This window comes from Mycobacterium aquaticum (genome assembly GCF_002086485.1).
Classification (GTDB): Bacteria; Actinomycetota; Actinomycetes; order Mycobacteriales; family Mycobacteriaceae; genus Mycobacterium; species Mycobacterium aquaticum.
Map to the genome: position 1 here is coordinate 110,279 of NZ_MVHF01000014.1, position 19,591 is coordinate 129,869.

General features: G+C 67.8%; 16 protein-coding genes. 10 read left to right on the forward strand and 6 right to left on the reverse strand.

Going from position 1 to position 19,591, the window contains the following annotated elements:
• Position 1: 1 nt before the first annotated feature.
• From BST13_RS15985 to BST13_RS15995, 3 genes are all read right to left on the reverse strand, one after another.
• Entirely contained in the window at positions 2-1,948 is a 1,947-nt protein-coding gene (locus BST13_RS15985; protein ID WP_083165002.1) for a primary-amine oxidase, read from the reverse strand.
• Complete coding sequence (locus BST13_RS15990; RefSeq protein WP_083165003.1) at positions 1,945-3,411, reverse strand: APC family permease; 1,467 nt, start codon at positions 3,409-3,411, stop codon at positions 1,945-1,947. The genes BST13_RS15985 and BST13_RS15990 overlap by 4 nt, the downstream gene beginning before the upstream one ends.
• Before the next feature lie 85 nt (positions 3,412-3,496).
• A complete protein-coding gene (locus BST13_RS15995; RefSeq protein ID WP_083165004.1) occupies positions 3,497-4,996 on the reverse strand; it encodes an aldehyde dehydrogenase family protein in 1,500 nt (499 codons plus the stop codon).
• A gap of 247 nt (positions 4,997-5,243) precedes the next feature.
• Between BST13_RS15995 and BST13_RS16000 the strand changes: the two genes are divergently transcribed.
• Positions 5,244-6,701: an APC family permease gene (locus BST13_RS16000; RefSeq protein ID WP_425437021.1), complete on the forward strand. Its 1,458-nt coding sequence runs from the start codon at positions 5,244-5,246 to the stop codon at positions 6,699-6,701.
• Complete coding sequence (locus BST13_RS16005) at positions 6,698-7,450, forward strand: IclR family transcriptional regulator (RefSeq protein WP_083165006.1); 753 nt, start codon at positions 6,698-6,700, stop codon at positions 7,448-7,450. The genes BST13_RS16000 and BST13_RS16005 overlap by 4 nt, the downstream gene beginning before the upstream one ends.
• 103 nt (positions 7,451-7,553) lie before the next feature.
• Here the strand turns inward: BST13_RS16005 and BST13_RS16010 are convergent, their stop codons facing one another.
• A complete protein-coding gene (locus BST13_RS16010) occupies positions 7,554-9,164 on the reverse strand; it encodes an AMP-binding protein (RefSeq protein ID WP_083165007.1) in 1,611 nt (536 codons plus the stop codon).
• Entirely contained in the window at positions 9,164-10,852 is a 1,689-nt protein-coding gene (locus tag BST13_RS16015; RefSeq protein WP_083165008.1) for an AMP-binding protein, read from the reverse strand. Before BST13_RS16015 ends, BST13_RS16010 begins: the two co-directional genes overlap by 1 nt.
• A 60-nt stretch (positions 10,853-10,912) precedes the next feature.
• Between BST13_RS16015 and BST13_RS16020 the strand changes: the two genes are divergently transcribed.
• The gene (locus tag BST13_RS16020) at positions 10,913-11,752 is read left to right on the forward strand and encodes a helix-turn-helix transcriptional regulator (RefSeq protein ID WP_083165009.1); all 840 of its coding nucleotides are present in this window, start codon (positions 10,913-10,915) and stop codon (positions 11,750-11,752) included.
• Here BST13_RS16020 and BST13_RS16025 read toward each other — a convergent pair.
• A complete protein-coding gene (locus BST13_RS16025) occupies positions 11,735-12,286 on the reverse strand; it encodes a TetR/AcrR family transcriptional regulator (protein ID WP_083165036.1) in 552 nt (183 codons plus the stop codon). The genes BST13_RS16020 and BST13_RS16025 overlap by 18 nt on opposite strands.
• A 103-nt stretch (positions 12,287-12,389) precedes the next feature.
• On the opposite strand from BST13_RS16025, the gene BST13_RS16030 reads away from it, so the two are divergent.
• The 7 genes from BST13_RS16030 to BST13_RS16060 all read left to right on the forward strand — a co-directional run bounded on the left by BST13_RS16030 (position 12,390) and on the right by BST13_RS16060 (position 19,585).
• A complete protein-coding gene (locus tag BST13_RS16030) occupies positions 12,390-13,529 on the forward strand; it encodes an FAD-dependent oxidoreductase (RefSeq protein ID WP_083165010.1) in 1,140 nt (379 codons plus the stop codon).
• Between the two features lie 23 nt (positions 13,530-13,552).
• Positions 13,553-14,659, forward strand: coding sequence for an epoxide hydrolase family protein (locus BST13_RS16035; protein ID WP_083165011.1), 1,107 nt, complete (start codon positions 13,553-13,555; stop codon positions 14,657-14,659).
• 99 nt (positions 14,660-14,758) lie between these two features.
• Positions 14,759-16,099, forward strand: a complete 1,341-nt coding sequence (locus BST13_RS16040; RefSeq protein ID WP_083165012.1) for a DUF1254 domain-containing protein — start codon at positions 14,759-14,761, stop codon at positions 16,097-16,099.
• Positions 16,100-16,149: 50 nt separating this feature from the next.
• Positions 16,150-17,562: a hypothetical protein gene (locus BST13_RS16045; protein ID WP_245839653.1), complete on the forward strand. Its 1,413-nt coding sequence runs from the start codon at positions 16,150-16,152 to the stop codon at positions 17,560-17,562.
• Positions 17,559-17,966 (forward strand): FixH family protein, encoded by a 408-nt coding sequence (locus tag BST13_RS16050; RefSeq protein ID WP_083165014.1) that lies wholly within the window; start codon positions 17,559-17,561, stop codon positions 17,964-17,966. Before BST13_RS16045 ends, BST13_RS16050 begins: the two co-directional genes overlap by 4 nt.
• Before the next feature lie 9 nt (positions 17,967-17,975).
• The gene (locus BST13_RS16055) at positions 17,976-19,058 is read left to right on the forward strand and encodes a hypothetical protein (protein WP_083165015.1); all 1,083 of its coding nucleotides are present in this window, start codon (positions 17,976-17,978) and stop codon (positions 19,056-19,058) included.
• A complete protein-coding gene (locus BST13_RS16060) occupies positions 19,055-19,585 on the forward strand; it encodes a hypothetical protein (RefSeq protein WP_425437022.1) in 531 nt (176 codons plus the stop codon). Before BST13_RS16055 ends, BST13_RS16060 begins: the two co-directional genes overlap by 4 nt.
• Positions 19,586-19,591 lie beyond the last annotated feature (6 nt).

Here is a 19,591-nt window from a genome sequence, read left to right on the forward strand (position 1 = left end):
CCTAATCCTCGCAGCAGTGCGACTTCGGCGCGGCCGGAACGTTGAGAGCGGGATTGCGATCGAAGAACGACACCGGCTTGAGCTTGAACCCGGCGTAGTCCACCGGCATCACGGGCCAATCCTCGGGCCGCGGGAAGTGCGTCAGCCCGAAGGTGTGCCACAGCACGATGTCCTCGTTCTCGATATCGCGGTCGCCTGCGACGAAGGCCGGCAGGCCGTCCCCGCCCGGATGCTGGTTGACCAGGTGGCCGGCCGGGTACCGCTGGGCCGGATCGTATTTCGTCACCCACAGATGCTTGGTGGTGAACGCGGCCCGCGCGGCCACCGAGCTCGACGGGTCGGCCAACAGCGTGGGCTGCCCTTCCGGGTACAGCGCGTAGGAGACGTTCTGGCCCAGTCGGTTCTGCTTGTTCGGGTTGACGATGTGCCAGACGCGGGCCTTGAGATTGTCGGCCGTGCGCATCGCGCCCAACTCGTGGGTCAGCTTCGTCTTCTGCTGTGTGAACCCGTTGCCCCACGGGTTGTCGGGGCCCATCGGCGCGGCGACGGCGTCGACCTCCTCGACGGTGTTGGCATGCCCGTCGACGGCCATGTCCAGCCGGGCCGAGAAGAGGTGCTGGTGATACGGCGCACCCAGCCCGGGCGCCAGTTCCGAGGCAAATCTGTCGGGCGCCCGGTAGCCCGAGGCGAACACGACACCGGTGGCCTTGACCTCCATCTCGATGGTGCCGTCGAGGTAGAGGTACCAGTAGAAGCCGTAGTCGTAGTTGCCGATGGTCAAGAAGAACGAGATCACCAGGCGCCGCGACCGGCGGACCTCGGACATGCCGTTGAACATGTCGACGTGCTTCCACAGCACGCCGTAGTCCTCCTCATGCAGGCAGATGGCGTTCTTGATCAGCCGCGGCTCGCAGTGCTCATCGGCGATGGTGACGTCGAAGTACTTGATCTCACCGAGGCAATCGCAGCCCAGCTCAAGGGAATTCGTGTACCGGGCGAACATGTACTCGCCCTGGTCGAAGTAGTTGATCCAGTACCGCGACGGCGACGGGTGCGCGTAGGGCACCACCATCTCGGCGATCGACGCGCGGTAGATCACCGGGCGCTCGGCATCGCCGTCCTTGAGCGAGAGCTGGTGCAGCGTCAGACCCTCGCGGACGTCGAAGCCGAACCGGAACGACCAATCCGCCCAGGTGATCTTGTTGCCGTCGACGGTGAAGCTGGGGCCCTCAGGCTGGGTGATCTCGATGGGCTTGAGGTCGGTGCGGGTCGGTGTCGCGTGCGGTGCGGCATCCCACTCCGACCGCTCACCGGGGAAGGGCAGCTCATCGTGATCGACGACCGACATGACTGACTTGGCCGTGAGGTCGATATGGGCGACGACGCCGTCGATCGGGTGTCCCCACGGCAGGTCGGCCTCGTCGAACTGGTAGAAGCCCAGCACGCGTGCTACCCGCTTGCCCACCTCGTCCTCGTGGCCGAATGCCCCGGCCGACAAGGGAAGTGCGCGCACCTTCTCCGGTTCCAGGCCGCGCTTGCGCATCGCGGCCAGCCACTCGTCGCACTGCAGCAGGATCGCTTCGACATCGCCGAATTCCTCGTCGAGAACCGGAACCTGGCCGTCGGTCACCGGATCGACGTCGTGGCGGTACACGATCTGCCCTTCGGTGATCGACACGATCAGGTCGGTGCCCTGACCGCTGTCGCGGTCCAGCATGATGACCCTGGCGCGGCGCTCGATCGGATCGCCTGGCGTGAACGACAGCACGACGCTCTTGTGCGGTTCCTCCAACGCGGCGTAGACGAACCGGCCGCTCTCCCCCAGCAGTCCGTTCTCGTCGATGATGCGGCGCACAGCGCGGATCTCGTCGGCGCTGAGCGGGGTCAGCGGATGGTCGGGCGCGGCAACGGCGGAATCGGTGCCTGCCCTCTCTACGGTTGCGGTCATCGTGCGATCTCCTTTGCGATATCAGGGTTTTCGTCTTGTTGCGTTCCGGCGTGTGGGCGCATGACCGCGACCACGATGCCGCCGAGGAAGGCGCCGACCAGCAGGACGCCGATGATGGCGGCCAAGGTGTCCGAACCGCCCACCAGCAGGGGCAGATTCACCGCGGTCATCACGGAAAGCACTGCCAGTCCGGCGAATCCGAGCGATGGGGCGATCAGGGTGTTCCACGGCCGGGTGTCCAAGCGGGTGCGGCGGAAGTACACGACGACGGCTGCCGAGGTCACCGTCATCAGCACCACGATGCCCACCGATGCGGCGCCGACGAACCAGGTGAACACCTGCGTCACCGGATCCAGGCCCGCCGCGACAGAGGCGGCGACCAGCACGAGGGCCGACACGGTCTGCACGGCCGACGCGATGTGCGGGGAGTCGTGACGCAGATGTGAGCGACCGCACCGCTCGGGCAGCGCCCGGGTGTTGCCCAGCGAGAAGATGTAGCGCGCGAGCACGTTGTGGAAGGACAGCAGGGCGGCGAAAAGGCTTGTGATGAGGAAGATCTGGACCAGGTCGCCGGCGACGGCCCCGACGTAGCGGGTCGCGGTCTCGGTGAGCATGGTGGCCGGATTGTTGGTCGCCTCGGTGACCGCGTCCGCGTCGCCCCACGCGGAGACCAGGGCCCAGCTCGACAGCGCGTAGAACCCGCCGATGACCAGCAGTGCCACATAGGTGGCCCGCGGGATGGTCCGGGCCGGGTCGCGGGCCTCGTCGCGGAACACCGCCGTGGCCTCGAATCCGATGTAGCCCGCCAGCGCGAAGATCAGCGCGATGCCCGGGGCGCCGGAGAAGAAGTTGCCCGGGTGCAGCACCGCGGTCGACAGGCCCGACGCGCCGCCGTGGCCGATCACCGCGCCGTTGATCACCAGGACGATGCCGACCTCGCAGACCAGCAGGACACCCAGCACCTTGCCGGACAGCTCGATGTGCCGGTAGCCGAGGAATCCGGTGATGCCCATCATCACCAGGGCGTAGACGTACCACGGCACCGACGGTCCACCGTGGCTCGTGACCAGTTCGTTCAGTGATGCGCCGATGTAGCCGTACACGCCGCCTTGCACTGCGGTGTAGGACAGCAGCGCCAGGAACGCCGCGCCGAGGCCGGCGTGCCGACCGAAGCCGTGCGCGATGTAGGTGTAGAAGGCGCCGGCACCCGGCACGTGGCGGGCCATCGCGGTGAAACCGACGGCGAACAACAACAGCACGACGGTGCAGACCCCGTAGGACGCCGGGAACGCGGCCCCGTTTCCCGCGGCGATGCCGATGGGGAAGGTACCGGCGACCACGGTCAGCGGCGCGGCTGCCGCGACCACCATGAACACGATGGCGGTGGGCCCGAGCCTGCCCGCCAGTCGGTGGGCCTGATGCCCGGCGGTGACGCCGGGGCTCAGAACTGCGTCAGTTGACATGGCATTTCTTTCGGTGGAATTTGACGTGACGAGTCCAAATGAGAATTGCGCTGGTACCGAATTCTCATTTGACGGCTGCGGGAATCTAGAGCGCGATATTCACAGCTTTGGTCTGGGTATATTCGGCGATCGCCCCCTCACCGAGTTCGCGGCCCCAGCCCGATTGTTTGTATCCCCCGAACGGCAATGCGGTGTCGAACGCGTTGTGGCAGTTGATCCACACGGTGCCTGCCTTGATCTGGGCGGCCACCCGATGCGCGGTGGACACGTCGCGGGTCCACACACTGGCCGCCAGACCGTACGGCGTGTCATTGGCCGCTTCCCGTACGCCGCGGTCCCGGTTGAACGGCACCGCGACCGCGACCGGCCCGAAGATCTCCTCCTGGTAGACGCTGAACTCGCGGTCGACGTCGACCAGCAGGGTCGGCTGCACGTAGAAGCCCGTGTCGCCGTGCCGACCACCGCCCGACAGCGCGCGGGCCCCCTGCGCGATCCCGGCATCGAGGTAGCCGGTGACCTTGGTGAGCTGTTCGCGCGAGACCAGCGGGCCGATGTCGTTGGTGGGGTCGAGACCGGGCCCGATGCGCAGGCCCGCTGCGTGGTCGGCGACGCCCTGGGTGAACTCGTCGAAGATGGCGTCCTCGACCAGCAGCCGGGTGCCCGCTGTGCAGGTCTGGCCGTGGTTGAACAGGAATCCACTGGCCACGCCGGGGATCGCGGCCTCAAGGTCGGCGTCGGCGAAGACCACCTGCGGGCTCTTCCCACCGAGCTCGAGGGAGACCTTCTTGAGGTTGCCCGACGCGGCGTTGACGATCAACTTGCCGACCTCGGTGGATCCGGTGAACGCGACCTTGTCGACGCCGTCGTGCGCCGAAAGGGCGGCGCCGACGTCACCGAAGCCGGTCAGCAGGTTGAACACCCCGGCCGGGACGCCGGCCTCGGCGATCACTTCGGCCAGCAGCAGCGCCGTCAGCGGGGTCTGCTCGGCGGGCTTGAGGATGACGGTGTTGCCGCAGGTCAGTGCCGGGGCCACCTTGAACGCCGCCATGACGAGCGGGAAGTTCCACGGGGTGATCTGGGCGCACACGCCGACCGGCTCGCGCAGCGTGAACGCGTGGAACTTTCCGCCCGGCGCCCACGGCACCGACACCGGGATGGTGCGGCCCTCGATCTTGGTGGCCCAGCCTGCGTAGTAGTAGAAGATCTCCGCGGCCCACGTGACGTCGACGGCCTTGGCGACGGCCACGGACTTCCCGTTGTCGATGCTCTCCAGCTGCGCGAACTGGTCGGCGCGGGCGGAGATGCCCTCGGCGATACGCCACAGCACCTTCTGCCGCTCGGCCGGGGTCATGGCCGGCCACGGGCCGTCCTCGAAGGCGCGGCGGGCCGCGGTGACGGCGCGTTCGACATCCTCGGGCCCGCTGTGCGGGACGGTGGTGATGACCTGCTCGGTGGCCGGGTCGACGGTGTCGAAGCGCCGCCCGGACATCGCATCGACCCACTGCCCGTCGATGTACATCCGCCGGGGAACGGAGATGAAATCGACCGTGCGCGGGTCCAGATCTGTGCTGAGCGAGGCTGTCATGGGAATCATGTTTACGCCGCGATGTGGTGCCCGTCACCACTTATTTCAAATGGATATTCGGCGCATTGCGATTCTCATTTGAGAAATTCCGACAATTCTCATTCGGGCTCGCGGGAAAGGCCAGTTGACGGAGTCCGGGCGCAACCATGCGGGCCGGACCGCGGGCTCCGGCGCAGCCGGATTCTCATTTGAAAATTTTTTTCGGCTTGGCTGTGGCGGAGTCCCGCGATGGGCTACCTTGCGACGAGTGAGCGGCAGACGTGCCATGAAGAGCAGCTCGCCGGTCTCGGGGCTCCGGCGCGCTCAGCTGTCCTTCACCCAGGTGCTCGGGCAGTCGGTGTCGGCGGTGGCTCCGTCGGCCGTCATGGTCACGCTGCCCGCGCTGGTGATCCCGGCGGCCGGCTCAGCGACGCTCCCCGTGTTCATCGTGACGGCGGTGCTGATGGCCGCCGTCGGTTACTGCGTGACGCAGTTCTCCACGCGCATGGTCGCGGTCAGCGGCCTGTACAGCTACACCGTCAAGGGGCTCGGACCGGTGCCCGGCATCGCGGCGGGATGGTCGGTGGTGATCGGCTACGCGGCGGCGGCGATGGCCAGCACCTTGGGCGCCGCAAGCTATCTCACCGCTCTGCTGGGCCGGCTCGGGGTGCCCGGCGGCGAACCCACCATCGCCGTGCTTGCCGTCGTGGTCGGCATCGTCGCCTTGACCCTGATGGTGCGCGGGATCCGACTGTCGGCGCGAATCTCGCTCACCGTCGAGGTTTTCGCGATCGTCGCGGCCGCGGTGGTGCTCGTGATCGCCTTCACCGGAGCGGTGGCCGGCGGTCATGATCCACCGGAAGCACCTGCGGCACAAACGCATTCAGCGCTGGGATTCGCCCTGCTGCTGGCCATCACGTCCTACGAGGGATTCGAGAGCGCGTCGACGGTGGCGCGCGAGGCGCAGCGGCCGTTCGTCACCGTCACCCGCGCGATCCGGTGGACGCCGGTCGCGCTCGGCGTGCTCTACACGTTCGCCGCCGCCATGCAGTCCGCGGGCAGCATCCAGGCCGGGATCGGTGCGGTGCCCATCGTGCTCAGCCTGCCCGACAGCGCGGGCACCGCGTCGGTAGCGCTGTCCATCGTGATGGAACTGGGCATCACCGCCTCGTGGTTCGCCTGCGTGATCGGTTCGACCACGGCGTTGTCGCGCACCCTGTTCGCGATGGGCCGCGAAGGCGTGCTGCCGTCGGCCGTGGGCGACGCGCACCCGCGTCACCGCACCCCGCACATCGCGCTGTACGTGGCCATCCCGGTGATCGTCGGTGTGCCGGTGGCCTATCTGCTGATCGTCGGCTCCAGCCGCGAAGTGCTGATCGGTCTGCTGGCGATATCCGCGCACGGCTACATCGGCGCCTACCTGCTGGCATGCCTGGCCGCACCCACGTTCCTGCGCCGCATCGGCGAGCTCACCTGGGCTCCGCTGACCGTCGGCCTGGCCACCGCGGCCATGATGGTCGCCATCATCGGCTGGGCGGTGCTGACCGTCGAATCGCCGGTGTGGGTCGCCACCGCGGTGTACGCCGCACTGCTGGCAATCGGCCTCGGAGCGTTCGCCCTTCGCCGTCGCTCGCTACCGGACCTGGCCGAGCGGGTCGGTGTGTTCGACGAGACGGTGGCCGGTGACATCTTCGCCGACTACAACCCGTGGGAGGTACGTCGATGAGCCCCGCCGACGGAGCACTGTCGGGCCGCCAGCCCAAGGCGGTGCAGAGTGCGCTGCAGGTACTGGAGGCCGTGGCGCATGCGGGTGTGGGAGTGACCGCGAAGGAAATCGCCGATCGCCTGAACATGCCGTCGGCGACCACCTACCGGCTGCTGAATCTCCTTGTCGCCGATGGCTACATCGTGCGGCTGCCGGACCTTTCGGGTTTCTCGCTCGGACCGCGGATGGGCGTGCTGATCGACGCGGCCGTATCGCCGACCGTCTGTACGGCCGCGCGGGAGGTGCTCGCCGAGATGCGGCTGTCGGTGCGGTTCGGCGTGCACCTGTTCTACTTCACCAACACCTCGGTGCGCATCGCCGATCCGGACGGGGAGTATCCCCCGCCTGCCGACGAGGCTGTGCTGAACCATCACCTGCATGCGTGCGCGGTGGGCAAGCTGTTGCTGGCCGAGAAGAGCGACGCCGACGCGCTGCTCGGTGCGCAGCTGGGCGCGTTGACCGCGCGCACCGTGACGTCGAAAGCCGTTCTTGCCGAACAACTTCAGAGCGTTCGTCAGAACGATGTGGCCACTCAGACCGGTGAGCTGCGCGACGAATCCGCCTGCGTGGCGGTGCCGGTGCGCTCGGCCACCGGTGCGCTGGTGGCCGCCGTGGCCATGTCGGGACGATCCGATCAGACCGAACTGCTGAGCCGGCAGGTGCCAGTGCTGCGGGAGTGCGCGATGCGGCTCAGCCCGCTGCTGGCGTGAGGTGAGCCCGGCCACGCTCGAGCGCCGCGAGCGTGCGCAAAGTGCTGGGGTTTTGTGGCGTGTCGGGGGACAGACATGCACGCTCGCGGTGCCAGGGGGCTGGTTAGCCCAACCCGAGGATGCGGACGCTTTCGGCGCGCATCTCGACCTTGCGGACCTTACCGGTGACGGTCATGGGGAACTCATCGACCAGCACCACGTAGCGCGGGATCTTGTAGTGCGCGAGCTTGCCCGAGGCGTACGCCCGGACCGCGTCGGCATCCAGCGGCGCACTGCCGGGCTTCAGCCGAATCCATGCGCAGATCTCCTCGCCGTAGCGCTCGTCGGGAACCCCGACCACCTGGGCGTCCTCGACGTCGGGATGGGTGTAGAGGAACTCCTCGATCTCGCGGGGATAGACGTTCTCACCGCCGCGGATGACCATGTCCTTGATGCGGCCGACCACGTTGCAGTAGCCGTCTTCGCGCATCACCGCGAGATCGCCGGTGTGCATCCAGCCCTCGGCGTCGATCGCTTCGGCGGTCTTCTCCGGATCGTCCCAATAACCCAGCATCACCGAGTAGCCGCGCGTGCAGAGCTCGCCCGGGGCACCACGTTCCACGAGCGCACCCGTCTCGGGGTCGACGATCTTGACCTCCAGGTGCGGGTGCACGCGGCCGATCGACGAGGTGCGCCGCTCCAGATCGTCGTCGATGAGCGTCTGGCACGACACCGGTGACGTCTCGGTCATGCCGTAGCAGATCGCGACCTCCGACATGTGCATGTCGTTGACGCAGCGCTTCATCACCTCGACCGGGCACACCGAGCCTGCCATGATCCCGGTACGCAACGAGGACAGGTCCCGGCCGGCGAAACTCGGATGGTTCTGCATGGCGATGAACATCGTCGGCACCCCGTAAACACCGGTGCACCTTTCGGTTTCGATGGCATCCAAGGTGGCTGCCGGGTCGAATCCGGGGGCCGGGATCACCATGGTGACGCCATGGGTGGTGCACCCGAGGTTGCCCATCACCATGCCGAAGCAGTGATAGAACGGCACCGGGATGCACAACCGCTCGCCCGGCACGAGCTTGATGCCCTCGGTGACGAAGAACCCGTTGTTGAGGATGTTGCGGTGGCTCAGCGTGGCCCCTTTGGGGAAACCCGTTGTGCCCGAGGTGTACTGGATGTTGATGGGGTCGGTGTTGGACAGCGTCGCGGCGCGGGCGGCCAATGCCTCGGGCCCCACGGCGCGCTCGTGCAGGCGATCCCAGTCGCCGGTGCCGAGGAACACCACGTCGGCCAGCTCCGGCGCCTGCGGCCGCACCTCGGCCACCATCGACACGTAGTCGGAGGTTTTGAACGACGTCGCCGAGACCAGCAGCCGCACCTGCGACTGATTGAGCACATAGGCCAGTTCGTGGGTGCGGTAGGCCGGGTTGATGTTGACCAGGATCGCACCGATCTTGGCAGTGGCGTACTGCACGATGGTCCACTGCGCGCAGTTCGGCGACCAGATGCCGACGCGGTCGCCCTTGGCGATGCCCATGCCGATCAAACCGCGTGCGGCCAGGTCGATCTCGTCGTTCAATTCGGCGTAGGTGTACCGGAGGCCCTGGGCCAGGTCGACGAGTGCCTCGGTTTCGGGATGCGTCGCCGCGGTCCGTTCGAAGTTCGCCCCGATGGTCTCCTCCAGGATGGGAGTGTCGGTCGGTCCCGCATCGTAACTATGCATCAATCCACCAGATCCTCGTAGCGGTATTCACTGTCGATTGGCGCTCCCGATCGGTACGCCTCGTCCTCGCGCCTGCGGAGCTCGACCCGGCGGATCTTGCCGGAGATGGTCTTGGGCAGCTCGAAGAACTCCACCCGCCGCACCTTCAGGTAGGGCGCGAGGTGATCGCGGGCGTAGGACATCACGGCTTTTGCGGTGTCGGCGTTGGCTTCCCAGCCTTCGGCGAGCGCGACGTAGGCCTTCGGCACCGCCAGCCGGGTCTCGTCGGGCTGCGGTACGACAGCGGCCTCCACCACCGCGGGATGCTCGATCAGCACGCTCTCCAGCTCGAACGGTGACACCTTGTAGTCACTGCACTTGAACACGTCGTCGGTGCGGCCGATATAGGTGATGTAGCCGTCGGCGTCGCGCGCCGCGACGTCGCCGGTGTGGTAGTAACCACCCGCCATCACCGCCGCATTGCGTTGCGGGTCATCGAGATAACCGGTCATCAGGTTCACCGGATGGGCGCTGAGATCCAGGCACAGCTCACCCTCGTCGGCGAGTTCGCCGCTGAGAGGATCCACCAGCACCACGGGGACTCCCGGCATCGGCCGGCCCATCGAACCGGGCTTGACGGGCTGCCCCGGGGTGTTGCCGACCTGCAACGTCGTCTCCGTCTGACCGAAGCCGTCGCGGATGGTCAGGCCCCAGGCGTTCTCGACGCGGGCGATGACATCGGGGTTGAGCGGTTCGCCTGCGCCCAGGATCTCGCGCAGCCCTTCGGGTTTGGCACCCAGGTCCGCCTGGATCAGCATGCGCCACACGGTCGGCGGGGCACAGAACGTGTTGACCCCGGCCCGGCGGATCTGGTGCAGCAGCGCGGCGGCGTCGAACCGGCGGTAGTTGTACACGAAGATGGTGGCCTCGGCGATCCACGGGGCGAAGAAGCAACTCCACGCGTGTTTGGCCCAGCCCGGCGAGCTGATCGCCAAATGGACGTCGCCCGGACGCACCCCGATCCACGCCATCGTCGTCAGATGACCGACCGGGTAGGAGACCTGGGAGTGCTCAACCAGTTTGGGCTTGCTCGTGGTGCCCGAGGTGAAGTAGATCAGCAACGGGTCCTCGACCGTCGTCGTTCCCGCCCAGCGGATCGGCTCGGCGTCGGCGGTGTCGGCGTAGGCATGCCAGCCGGCGACCGGCTCACCCACCGCGATGCGCACGTAGTCGCCGTCGACGTCGGTGAACTTGTCACTGTCGGCGGCGTTGGCGATCACGAAGCGCGCGCCGCCCCGCGTGATGCGGTCGGCGAGATCGGCCGGGCCCAGCGCCCCGGTGGTCGGCATGATGATCGCGCCGAGCTTGGCGATGGCCAGCATGGACTCCCAGAGCTCGGCCTGGTTGCCGAGCATCAAGAGGACGCGGTCACCCTTACCGACGCCCCGCCCGTGCAGCCAGCCGGCGACCCGGTCGGAGCGCTCGGCCATCTCGGCAAAACTGATCCGCTGCTCGGTGCCGTCCTCCTCGACGATCCACAATGCAGTCCGCTCGTTGTCCCGCGCGATCACGTCGAACCAGTCGGTGGCCCAGTTGAAGGTGCCCGCGATCTGCGGCCAGGAGAAGGTCTCGACGGCCTTGTCGTAGTCGGAGATCGCCGCGACGAGCTGGTCACGGGCGGTGCGGTAGCGATCGGTGTTACTGACCATGACAGCTATGCTCTACGTCACAGTTATCTGTCCGCTACCCCCGAAAGTGGGTATCCGCCCATGCGCCCCTCGCTGCTGCGGCCGCGCGACGCCGATGCGGTGCGCGCCGAACTGCGCCGCATGGCCGCCGACACCGGTTTGCCGCTGGCGTTCGGCGGCGAGGTACATGGCGACGCACTGTTGCTCAGCGAATTCATCGGCACCCGCACGGGAGCCATGCGCGGCCTCGCGGTCCGGCCGAGTGCGGGACTCGGCGGCGCGTCGATGGTGGCCCGCCGGCCCATCGCGGTGCCCGACTACCGGCGGTCGGCAACCATCACCCACGACTACGACGAGCCGGTGTTGACCGAGGGTATCCGGTCGATCCTGGCGGTGCCGGTGGTGGTGGACGGCACCGCGCGCGCGGTGCTGTACGGCGCGCACCGCAGCAGCGCCCCGATCGGTGACCGGACCGCGGCGGCCATGCTGACCTCGGCGCGCAGGCTCGCCGACGAGTTGCGCGTGCGCGACGAGGTGGACCGCCGGATGCGGCTGCGCGAGGCACAACTGGCCAACTTCGACAGCCAGCCCGCCGACACCGAGCAGATCCGTGCGGTGTACGCCGATCTGCGCCGCCTGGCCGCCGACACCCCCGCACTGGCGGTGCCCCTGCGTGACCTCGCCGACCGCCTGGCCGGCGCGCTGCGCGGCGACGCGCCGGCCAGCGCACCGCTGACCGCCCGGGAGGTCGACGTGCTGGCCCAGATCGCTCTGGGCTGCACCAACGCCGAAGCTGCACAACGCCTTTCGCTGAAGCCCGAGACGGTGAAGAGTTATCTGCGCAGCGCCACAGCCAAACTCGGCGCGCGGACCCGGCACGAAGCGGTGTCCAAGGCCCGCAGGCTACGTCAGATCCCCTGACAGGTAACGCTGAATCGTCGGGCCGATCGACGAGATGATCTCCTCACGCGTCATGTCCGCCACCGGCGGCACCGCGAGCACGAACCGGCACAAGGCCAGCCCCATCATCTGAGCGCCGACCAGGCCTGCCCGCCGCTCAGCCTCGTCCGGCGGGGCCAGCTTCGCGACCACCGGCACCAACTGGGCTCCGAAGATCTCTCGCATGCGTTGGGCCGCTTCGGCATTGGTGGTGGCCGAGCGCAGCAGGACGGTGAGCGCCTCGTCGCCCTCCCAGCGGTTGAGGAAATGCGTGACGAGGCGTCGCCCCACCGTGGCCGGGTCGACTCCGGCGAGATCGGGGAACCGCAGATCGAACTCCGACGCGGTCGCGAACAGTTTGTCCTTGTTGCCGAAGTACCGGATCACCAGGGCCGGGTCGATGCCGGCGGCCGCGGCGACCGCCCTGATGGTCGTGCCCTGGTAGCCCGTCGCGGCGAATTGCTCGCGGGCCGCGGCGAGGATCGCCTCCCTGGTCCGATCGGCTGAACGCTTCATGACCGACAGCATAAGTCAACACCTGTTGACAATGAGGTGGAACCGGGTTCACCATGGGTATGTCAACAACTGTTGACTTCTTCGACAGGCAGAGGAGCTCACCATGAAATCCACCGACGTCCTGGTGATCGGAGCCGGCCCGACCGGCCTGACACTCGCCGCTGACCTGCGCCGACGCGGGGTCGACGTGACCGTCGTCGACAAGGTGGCCGACGGCGCCAACACCTCGCGCGCCGCCGCCGTGGCCGCCCGCACGCTCGAAGTGCTCGAGGACCTCGATGTGTCCCGGCGCATGATCGCCGAAGGACTCGTCACCCCCCACTTCACAATGCGCGACGGCGAGCGCGTGCTGATCCCCGTCGACTTCAGCACGCTGCCGACCGCCTATCCGTTCACGCTCATGCTCTCCCAGGCCGACACCGAGCGGATCCTGTTGCAGCGGCTCACCGAACTCGGCGGCACGGTGATCCGGCCGCTCGGGCTCGAGCGGCTCGACCAGGACGGCGACGGCGTGACCGCGACCTTCAGCGACGGCAGTGCCATGCGGGCTCGCTACGTCGTCGGCGCGGATGGCCTCCACAGCCGGGTGCGCGAACAAGCCGGCATCGGGTTCAGCGGCGGCGAATACCCGGAGTCGTTCGCGTTGGCCGATGTCCGGCTGTCAGCACCGCTGGACGATGAGGGTGTGATCCTGTTCTACGCGAAATCGGGCCTCACGGTCGTCGCGCCGTTGCCCGACAAGGTGTTCCGCATCGTCGCCCCCACCGCAGACGCACCGGAATGCCCGACCGTGCCCTACGTTCAGCGCCTGCTCGACGAACGCGGTTTCGGTCCGGGGAAAACCGTTGTCACCGAGGTCATCTGGGGGTCGCGGTTCCGCATCCAGCACCGCGTGGCCGATACCTACCGCGCCGGTCGGCTGCTGCTCGCCGGCGATGCGGCCCACGTGCACAGCCCGGCAGGCGGGCAGGGCATGAACCTGGGCATCCAGGATGCGGTGGCACTTGCCGACGCGCTGGCCGCCGTGCTCGGTGGTGCGCCCGACAGCGTGCTCGACGACTACAGCGCGGCGCGCCGGCCGATCGCCCGGCAGGTGCTGGCACTCACCGGACAGCTCACCCGGGTGGCCACGCTGCCACCGCTGCTGCGTCCCGTCCGCAATGCGTTGATGGGATTGGCGTCGCACCTGCCCGTGGTGCGCCACCAACTGGCGTGGCGTCTCAGCGGGCTGGTCTACCGCTGAGGTGATGCGACAGGATGGCTGGTATGTCTTCGATCAGACCGTTCCGGATCGCCGTTCCCGACAACGAGCTCGCCGACCTCAAGGACCGGCTGGCGCGGACCCGATGGCCTGAGCCCGAATGCGTGGACGACTGGAGTCAGGGCATACCGCTGAGCTACACGCGCGAACTCGCCGACTACTGGGCGAACTCCTACGACTGGCGAGCCCGTGAAGCCGCACTCAACCGCTTCGACCACTACACCACCGAAATCGACGGGCTGGACATCCATTTCATCCATCAGCGCTCACCACACCAGGACGCGTTCCCGCTGTTGATCACACACGGCTGGCCCGGATCGATCGTGGAATTCCACAAGGTGATCGAGCCGCTGACCGAGGCGGGGTTCCACGTGGTGTGCCCGTCGCTGCCGGGCTACGGCTTCTCCGGCAAACCGACCACGACCGGATGGGGCGTCGGCAAGATCGCCGAAGCGTGGGACGAGCTGATGGTGCGCCTGGGGTATGACCGCTACGGCGCGCAGGGCGGCGACTGGGGTGCCGCGGTGACGACGCAGATCGGCCGCAATGTGGGCTCGTGCATCGCCATCCACGTCAACATGCCGATCGCGCAGCCGCCCGCCGAGGGCGTCGGTGAGATGACCGAGGACCTGCAGAAGGCGCTGGCCCGCATCGACTACTACCGCAAATGGGATTCGGGGTACATGAAGCAGCAGTCCACGCGGCCGCAGACCGTCGGCTACGGCCTGACGGACTCCCCCGTCGGCCAGCTGGCGTGGATCGTGGAGAAGTTCTGGTCGTGGATGGACTGCGACGGCAACCCCGAGAACGTGGTGTCCAAAGACGAAATGCTCGACAACGTCATGCTGTACTGGCTCACCGCGTCGGCAGCGTCGTCGGCCCGGCTGTACTGGGAAAGCCATGACACCTGGGGCGGCGGCGGATACGTGAGCGTGCCCACCGGTATCGCGTCGTTTCCGTTGGAGATCCTGCGAGCGCCCCGCGCCTGGTGCGAAACCGGCTACAACGTCACCCATTACACGACCATGCCGCGCGGCGGGCATTTCGCGGCATTCGAGCAACCGGAGTTGTTCGTCGAGGACGTGAAGACGTTCTTCGCCACCGTGCGCTGAGTTTTCTTCCGCGAGCAGACATAGCGGTACGCCAAACGCGGCGTGTCGGGTACCGCCATGTCTGCTCGCGGGGAAACGGGACGGGCTAGCCTGACGGACATGGACGAACTGGTGCGGTCCCGGGCGATCCAAGCCGTCATCTGGGGCATGCCCGCCGTCAACTTCGAGCTGCTGCGCGACGCCTCCGCCGCTGTGGGTGCCACCGACAACGAGGTGGTGTTCTGGTCGAAACTGCCGGACTGGAAGAACCAGACCCTCACGCCCAATCCCGATACCGTGTACGTCTTCCCGTTCTACGACACGCAGGCCGGGCCGATGGTGCTCGAAATCCCGCCTGCCGAAGACGGTTCCATCACCGGGTCGATCGACAACGGCTGGCAGGAGGCGCTGGAGGACGTCGGGCCTGCCGGGGTCGACAAGGGCGCGGGCGGCAAGTACCTGATCCTGCCGCCCGGCTACGACGGGCAGATCCCTGCCGGGCACATCGCGCTGAACTCGGCGACATACACCGGATTCGGGGCGTTGCGGTCCAACATCGCTTCGAGCGACGACGCCGATGTTGCCGCCGCGGTTGCGTACGGCAAGCGTGTCAAGTTCTATCCGCTGGGACACGACGACGCCCCGACCACGTTCGTCGATGCGGCTGATGCGGTGTACGACAACACCATTCCGTACGACCTTCGGTTCTTCGAATTGCTCGACCGGTTCGTGCAACGCGAACCCTGGCTGCAGCGCGACCGGGTGATGATCTCGATCCTCAAGTCGATCGGCATCGAGAAGGGCACGCCGTTCGCGCCCGACGCAGAGCTCACCACAGTGCTGAACTCTGCCGCGGCAGCAGCGCACGACTGGCTCGAGGCCAGTTATCCGCGGTTCTTCACCCCGCCGTATTTCGAGGGCACGCACTGGGCCGTGCCCGCCTCGCAGGAGGTGGTGCTGGGCATGCAAACCGGTTTCGCCGACACCGACAGCTATCCCGTCGATGACCGCGGTCTGCTGTACTCCTTCATCTACTTCAGCGCCAAACACCTTGGCCAGGGCCAGTTCTACGTGATGACCATCGCCGACAGGGACGGCCGGCCGCTCGACGGCGGCCAGACCTACCGGCTACGTGTCCCCGCCGATCCGCCGGTGTCGCTCTACTGGTCGGCCACGGTGTACGACCGGGCCACACATGCGCTGATCCGAGATCTGCCGTACTCCAGCCGCTCGTCGCACCGACCTGACCTGATCAGCAATCCCGACGGCTCCGTCGACGTGTACATCGGCCCGTCTGCACCCACCCATGGCTCCTCGGGCGAGCGCTCGTCGGAAGGCAACGAGGCCAACTGGATTCCCACCACACCCGGCGGCCGCTTCGAGGTGCTGTTCCGGCTCTACGGGCCCAAGCCCGCCCTGTTCGACAAGACCTGGCAGTTGCCCGACATCGAAAAGGCGTGACAGCAAACATGCCTGCCCGTCCGCTGTGAGGATCTGTTAATACTGGCTAGGTGAACGTCGCACCCCGTTGGGGGAAAACCCTACTGACACGGGCGCTCACGGTCGGCATGCTGATGGTGATGACGCTGCTCCTGGGGTCCCCGACTGTGCGCGCCGACGGCGGCGGGTCCGACACCGACGTGCACATCGCGCAGTCGCTGGGCGGCCGTGAGCTGACGGTGGTGATCCGGCGGGTCGGCCCGGTGCTCGGCCCGCTCCAGGTGGATGTGGTGACCCACGCCGGTGATACACCCGGCACCCTGCAACTCACGGCGACCACCGCGGGAGCCACGGGCAGCTCCGGCCGCGTGCCGCTCGGCGCACCGGGCATCTACACCACGACACTCGCCGTCGACCGGCCCGGACCGTGGGAACTTCTGGTCGACGACGGCCACACCGTGGCCCGCATCCCATTCCTGGTCCCCGCGCAGGTCACCCCGCCGTGGAAAAAGGCCAGCGACTACGGGTTCTTCGCCGCCGGGGTTCTGCTGATCGTCTCGCTCGGCGTGGCCCTACGGTCCCGACGTGGCGCGGTCACGCTGATCCCGGCGACCGCGATGGTGGTCTCGTTGACCGTCGGCGTCACCGGTGCCGTGCTGTCGGCGTCGTCCCCACCGCCGCCGCTGCCCGGCCGCGACCTGGACCCCACCGTGGAGAACATCCATGACCCGTACGCCCGGGTGGCAGCGAATTCCCTGACTCCCGTGGACTATTCACGGCCACCAGTCAACCTGGCGCTGGCGGTGCACGGCGCGGCACTGGACCTGAACCTGATCGATTCGTCGACCGGGCGCCCCGTCGACGACCTGCTCGTCCACCATGGTGCGCTGATCCACCTCATCGTCGTCTCCCCCTCAGGCGCGATGTCGCATCTGCATCCGGTGCGCGTGGCCCCGGGTCGCTATCAAGTGCAGCTCGACCCGACCGAGCACGGCACCTACGCCGTCGCGGCCGAGATCGCCCGGCGAGGCGGGGGCATCCAGTTGCTGCGCGGCTCGGTCGCCGGCCGCAACCAGGGTCAGGCGCCCACCACACCCGGTCCGTCACCGGCCGCGATCACGACGACGGTCTCCCCCGCCGGTACGCCGAGCACCATCCGGGCCCGGTTCGGCGACACCGCCGACCTGCAGCCATGGCTCGGCATGACCGGCCACATGATGGTGATCGGCCCGCTGGGCACCAACAGCCCTGACATCGGCGAACTCGCACTGACAGCACCGGTTTGGGCCCACGCCCACGCGATGGTGCCGCCCGCCCCGGGTGCCGCGGGCGGCCAGCCCGACGAATCAGTGGCCCGCTACGGACCGGAGATCGACTTCACCTACACCTTCGCGCTGCCGGGCCGGTACAAGGTGTGGGTGCAGAGCGAACGCAACTACGCCATCCTCACCGCGCCAACCGAAGTCGAGGTCCCCGCACCATGAGTCGTCAACGCCTCATCGTCGTCGCGGTGATCGCCGGGGTCGCCGTAGCAGCCGGAATGTGGCTGCTGTGGCCCAAACCCGCGACGCCGCTCGTCGCCGAGGCCACCGCGGGCCCGTATCTGGTGCGAATCACGGGCACACCGCCGAAGGTCGGGATCAACCCATTGGTGGTCGAGATCACCGGCAGCGCAGGCGAATCGCCGACGCCGGAATCGGTGACCTTCGAACCGGCAATGCCCCAGATGGGCCACGCCACAACGCCTGTGGTGGCCCGTCCCGACGGCACCGAGCACTACCGCGGCGACGTGAACCTCAGCATGCCCGGACAGTGGGAGATCACCGTGCGGATTTCCAATGGCAAAGATCACTACGACGCGGTCCTCAACGTGACCACCACCGGATAGGAAACGCCCATGACCAAAACGGATTCGGCGGGCCGGCTTGCGGCGTTCGTGATGCTGGCCGGAACCCTGATCTCCCTGAGCGGACTCACCTGGGACATCGGGTGGCACGGCGACGTCGGACCCGACAGCTTCTTCACCCTGCCCCACCTGTTCGTGTATTCCGGCGGCGCCATCGCCGGGCTGACCAGCCTGACCATGGTGCTGCGCGCCACGTCGGCGCAGCGGGGCGGCCAGGCGCCCGATCCAACGGTCGGTGGCCGGGCCGTCAAGGTGCTCGGGGTGTTCGCCGCCCCGATCGGATATCTCGTCGGAGGCGTCGCCGCGGCATCGTTCCTGCTGTACGGCCTGTGGGACGAATGGTGGCACGGCCTCTACGGATTCGACGTCACCATCGCCTCCCCACCGCACCAGGGCTGGCTCACCTCGATCTGCGTCACGATGGTCGGCACCGCCATCGTGTTCGCGGCGGCGCGCGAACATCGCTGGGGTCGTTGGGGTTTCATGACTGCCGTGGCCGCGTTCGGATCGTATGCGTCGATCACCAGTACTGCGCTCGCCGATGTCAACATGGGCACCAGCATCGACTGGTTCGTCGTCACCTGGGTCGCGATCCCCGTCGTCTGCGTGCTCCTCGGCTCGCAGGTGCTGCCGCGCGGCGGGGCACTGGGCACCGGCGTGCTGACGCTGGTGGTCAACCTCGCGACATGGTCATACGCGCAGTGGGCGGTCGGCTGGTATGCGAATGTTCAGCACCTGGCGCTGCGTGACTACGTCGAGTTGGGCTTCCCCATCGAGCGGGTGCTGATACCCGCTGCGGTGATGGTGTTCAGCGTCCTCGTGGAACTCCTGCTGCGCTGGAAGGGTTCCAGCGCATGGGCATTGGCCGGTTACGGCGCCCTCGGCGCGGCGGCCATCACCTGGTGGCTCGAATCGGGCATGCGACACGCGCCCGGCGACAGCATCGTGTTCACCTGTGCCGCGTCGGCTGCCATCGCCGCGATCCTGGGCGCCGCCACCGTGCGGCTCGGGCGAGCACTGCGGGCCGCCAACACCGCGCCTGCCGCGCGCGACGATGCGGTGGTCGCGGCGTGAAGGCGCGCAAAGTGGCCGCCGTGCTCGGCGCCATGGTCGCCCTGTGGTTCGGTGCCGCCCCCACCGCCGCCGCCAATCCCCTGGACTACGTGGTGCATTCCGAGCACGTCCAGGTCGGGCCGTATCCGGTGACGGTCGGCTTCACCGTCTGGCCGTTGCGTGCCATGCAGTCACTGGATTTCACGTTCGAACCCGAGGGCGGCATCGCCGGCAATTCGGGCACGCTCACCGAGATCGCGCCCGACGGCCGGGAAGAGACCGACCGGCTGGCCCGGCACCCGCGCAATCGTGAGGTGTGGGGCCTCGACGTGCGGTCGCTGGACACGTCGGGCACCTGGACGCTGCGGTTCACGATCGACGGGCCGCGAGGCGAGGGCACCGGCGAGCTGGCCGTCGACGTGCTCAACCAGCCGGGCCCGCCGCTGCCGCTGAGCTGGGCGATCGGCCTGATACCGCTGACGCTCACCGTGGTGTTCTTCGGCGTGGTGTGGCTGCGCACCGGCCGCTCCCCCGCCGAAGTGCGCTGAGCGGGC

What these genes read in the sequence shown, in the direction of transcription:
- BST13_RS16025 (WP_083165036.1), bottom strand. Translation starts at nt 12,286, where the DNA reads ATGAAGCGTTCAGCCGATCGGACCAGGGAGGCGATCCTCGCCGCGGCC.
- BST13_RS16010 (WP_083165007.1), bottom strand. Translation starts at nt 9,164, where the DNA reads ATGCATAGTTACGATGCGGGACCGACCGACACTCCCATCCTGGAGGAG.
- BST13_RS16040 (WP_083165012.1), top strand. Translation starts at nt 14,759, where the DNA reads ATGGACGAACTGGTGCGGTCCCGGGCGATCCAAGCCGTCATCTGGGGC.
- BST13_RS16030 (WP_083165010.1), top strand. Translation starts at nt 12,390, where the DNA reads ATGAAATCCACCGACGTCCTGGTGATCGGAGCCGGCCCGACCGGCCTG.
- BST13_RS15995 (WP_083165004.1), bottom strand. Translation starts at nt 4,996, where the DNA reads ATGACAGCCTCGCTCAGCACAGATCTGGACCCGCGCACGGTCGATTTC.
- BST13_RS16005 (WP_083165006.1), top strand. Translation starts at nt 6,698, where the DNA reads ATGAGCCCCGCCGACGGAGCACTGTCGGGCCGCCAGCCCAAGGCGGTG.
- BST13_RS16020 (WP_083165009.1), top strand. Translation starts at nt 10,913, where the DNA reads ATGCGCCCCTCGCTGCTGCGGCCGCGCGACGCCGATGCGGTGCGCGCC.
- BST13_RS16035 (WP_083165011.1), top strand. Translation starts at nt 13,553, where the DNA reads ATGTCTTCGATCAGACCGTTCCGGATCGCCGTTCCCGACAACGAGCTC.
- BST13_RS15990 (WP_083165003.1), bottom strand. Translation starts at nt 3,411, where the DNA reads ATGTCAACTGACGCAGTTCTGAGCCCCGGCGTCACCGCCGGGCATCAG.
- BST13_RS16050 (WP_083165014.1), top strand. Translation starts at nt 17,559, where the DNA reads ATGAGTCGTCAACGCCTCATCGTCGTCGCGGTGATCGCCGGGGTCGCC.
- BST13_RS15985 (WP_083165002.1), bottom strand. Translation starts at nt 1,948, where the DNA reads ATGACCGCAACCGTAGAGAGGGCAGGCACCGATTCCGCCGTTGCCGCG.
- BST13_RS16015 (WP_083165008.1), bottom strand. Translation starts at nt 10,852, where the DNA reads ATGGTCAGTAACACCGATCGCTACCGCACCGCCCGTGACCAGCTCGTC.
- BST13_RS16055 (WP_083165015.1), top strand. Translation starts at nt 17,976, where the DNA reads ATGACCAAAACGGATTCGGCGGGCCGGCTTGCGGCGTTCGTGATGCTG.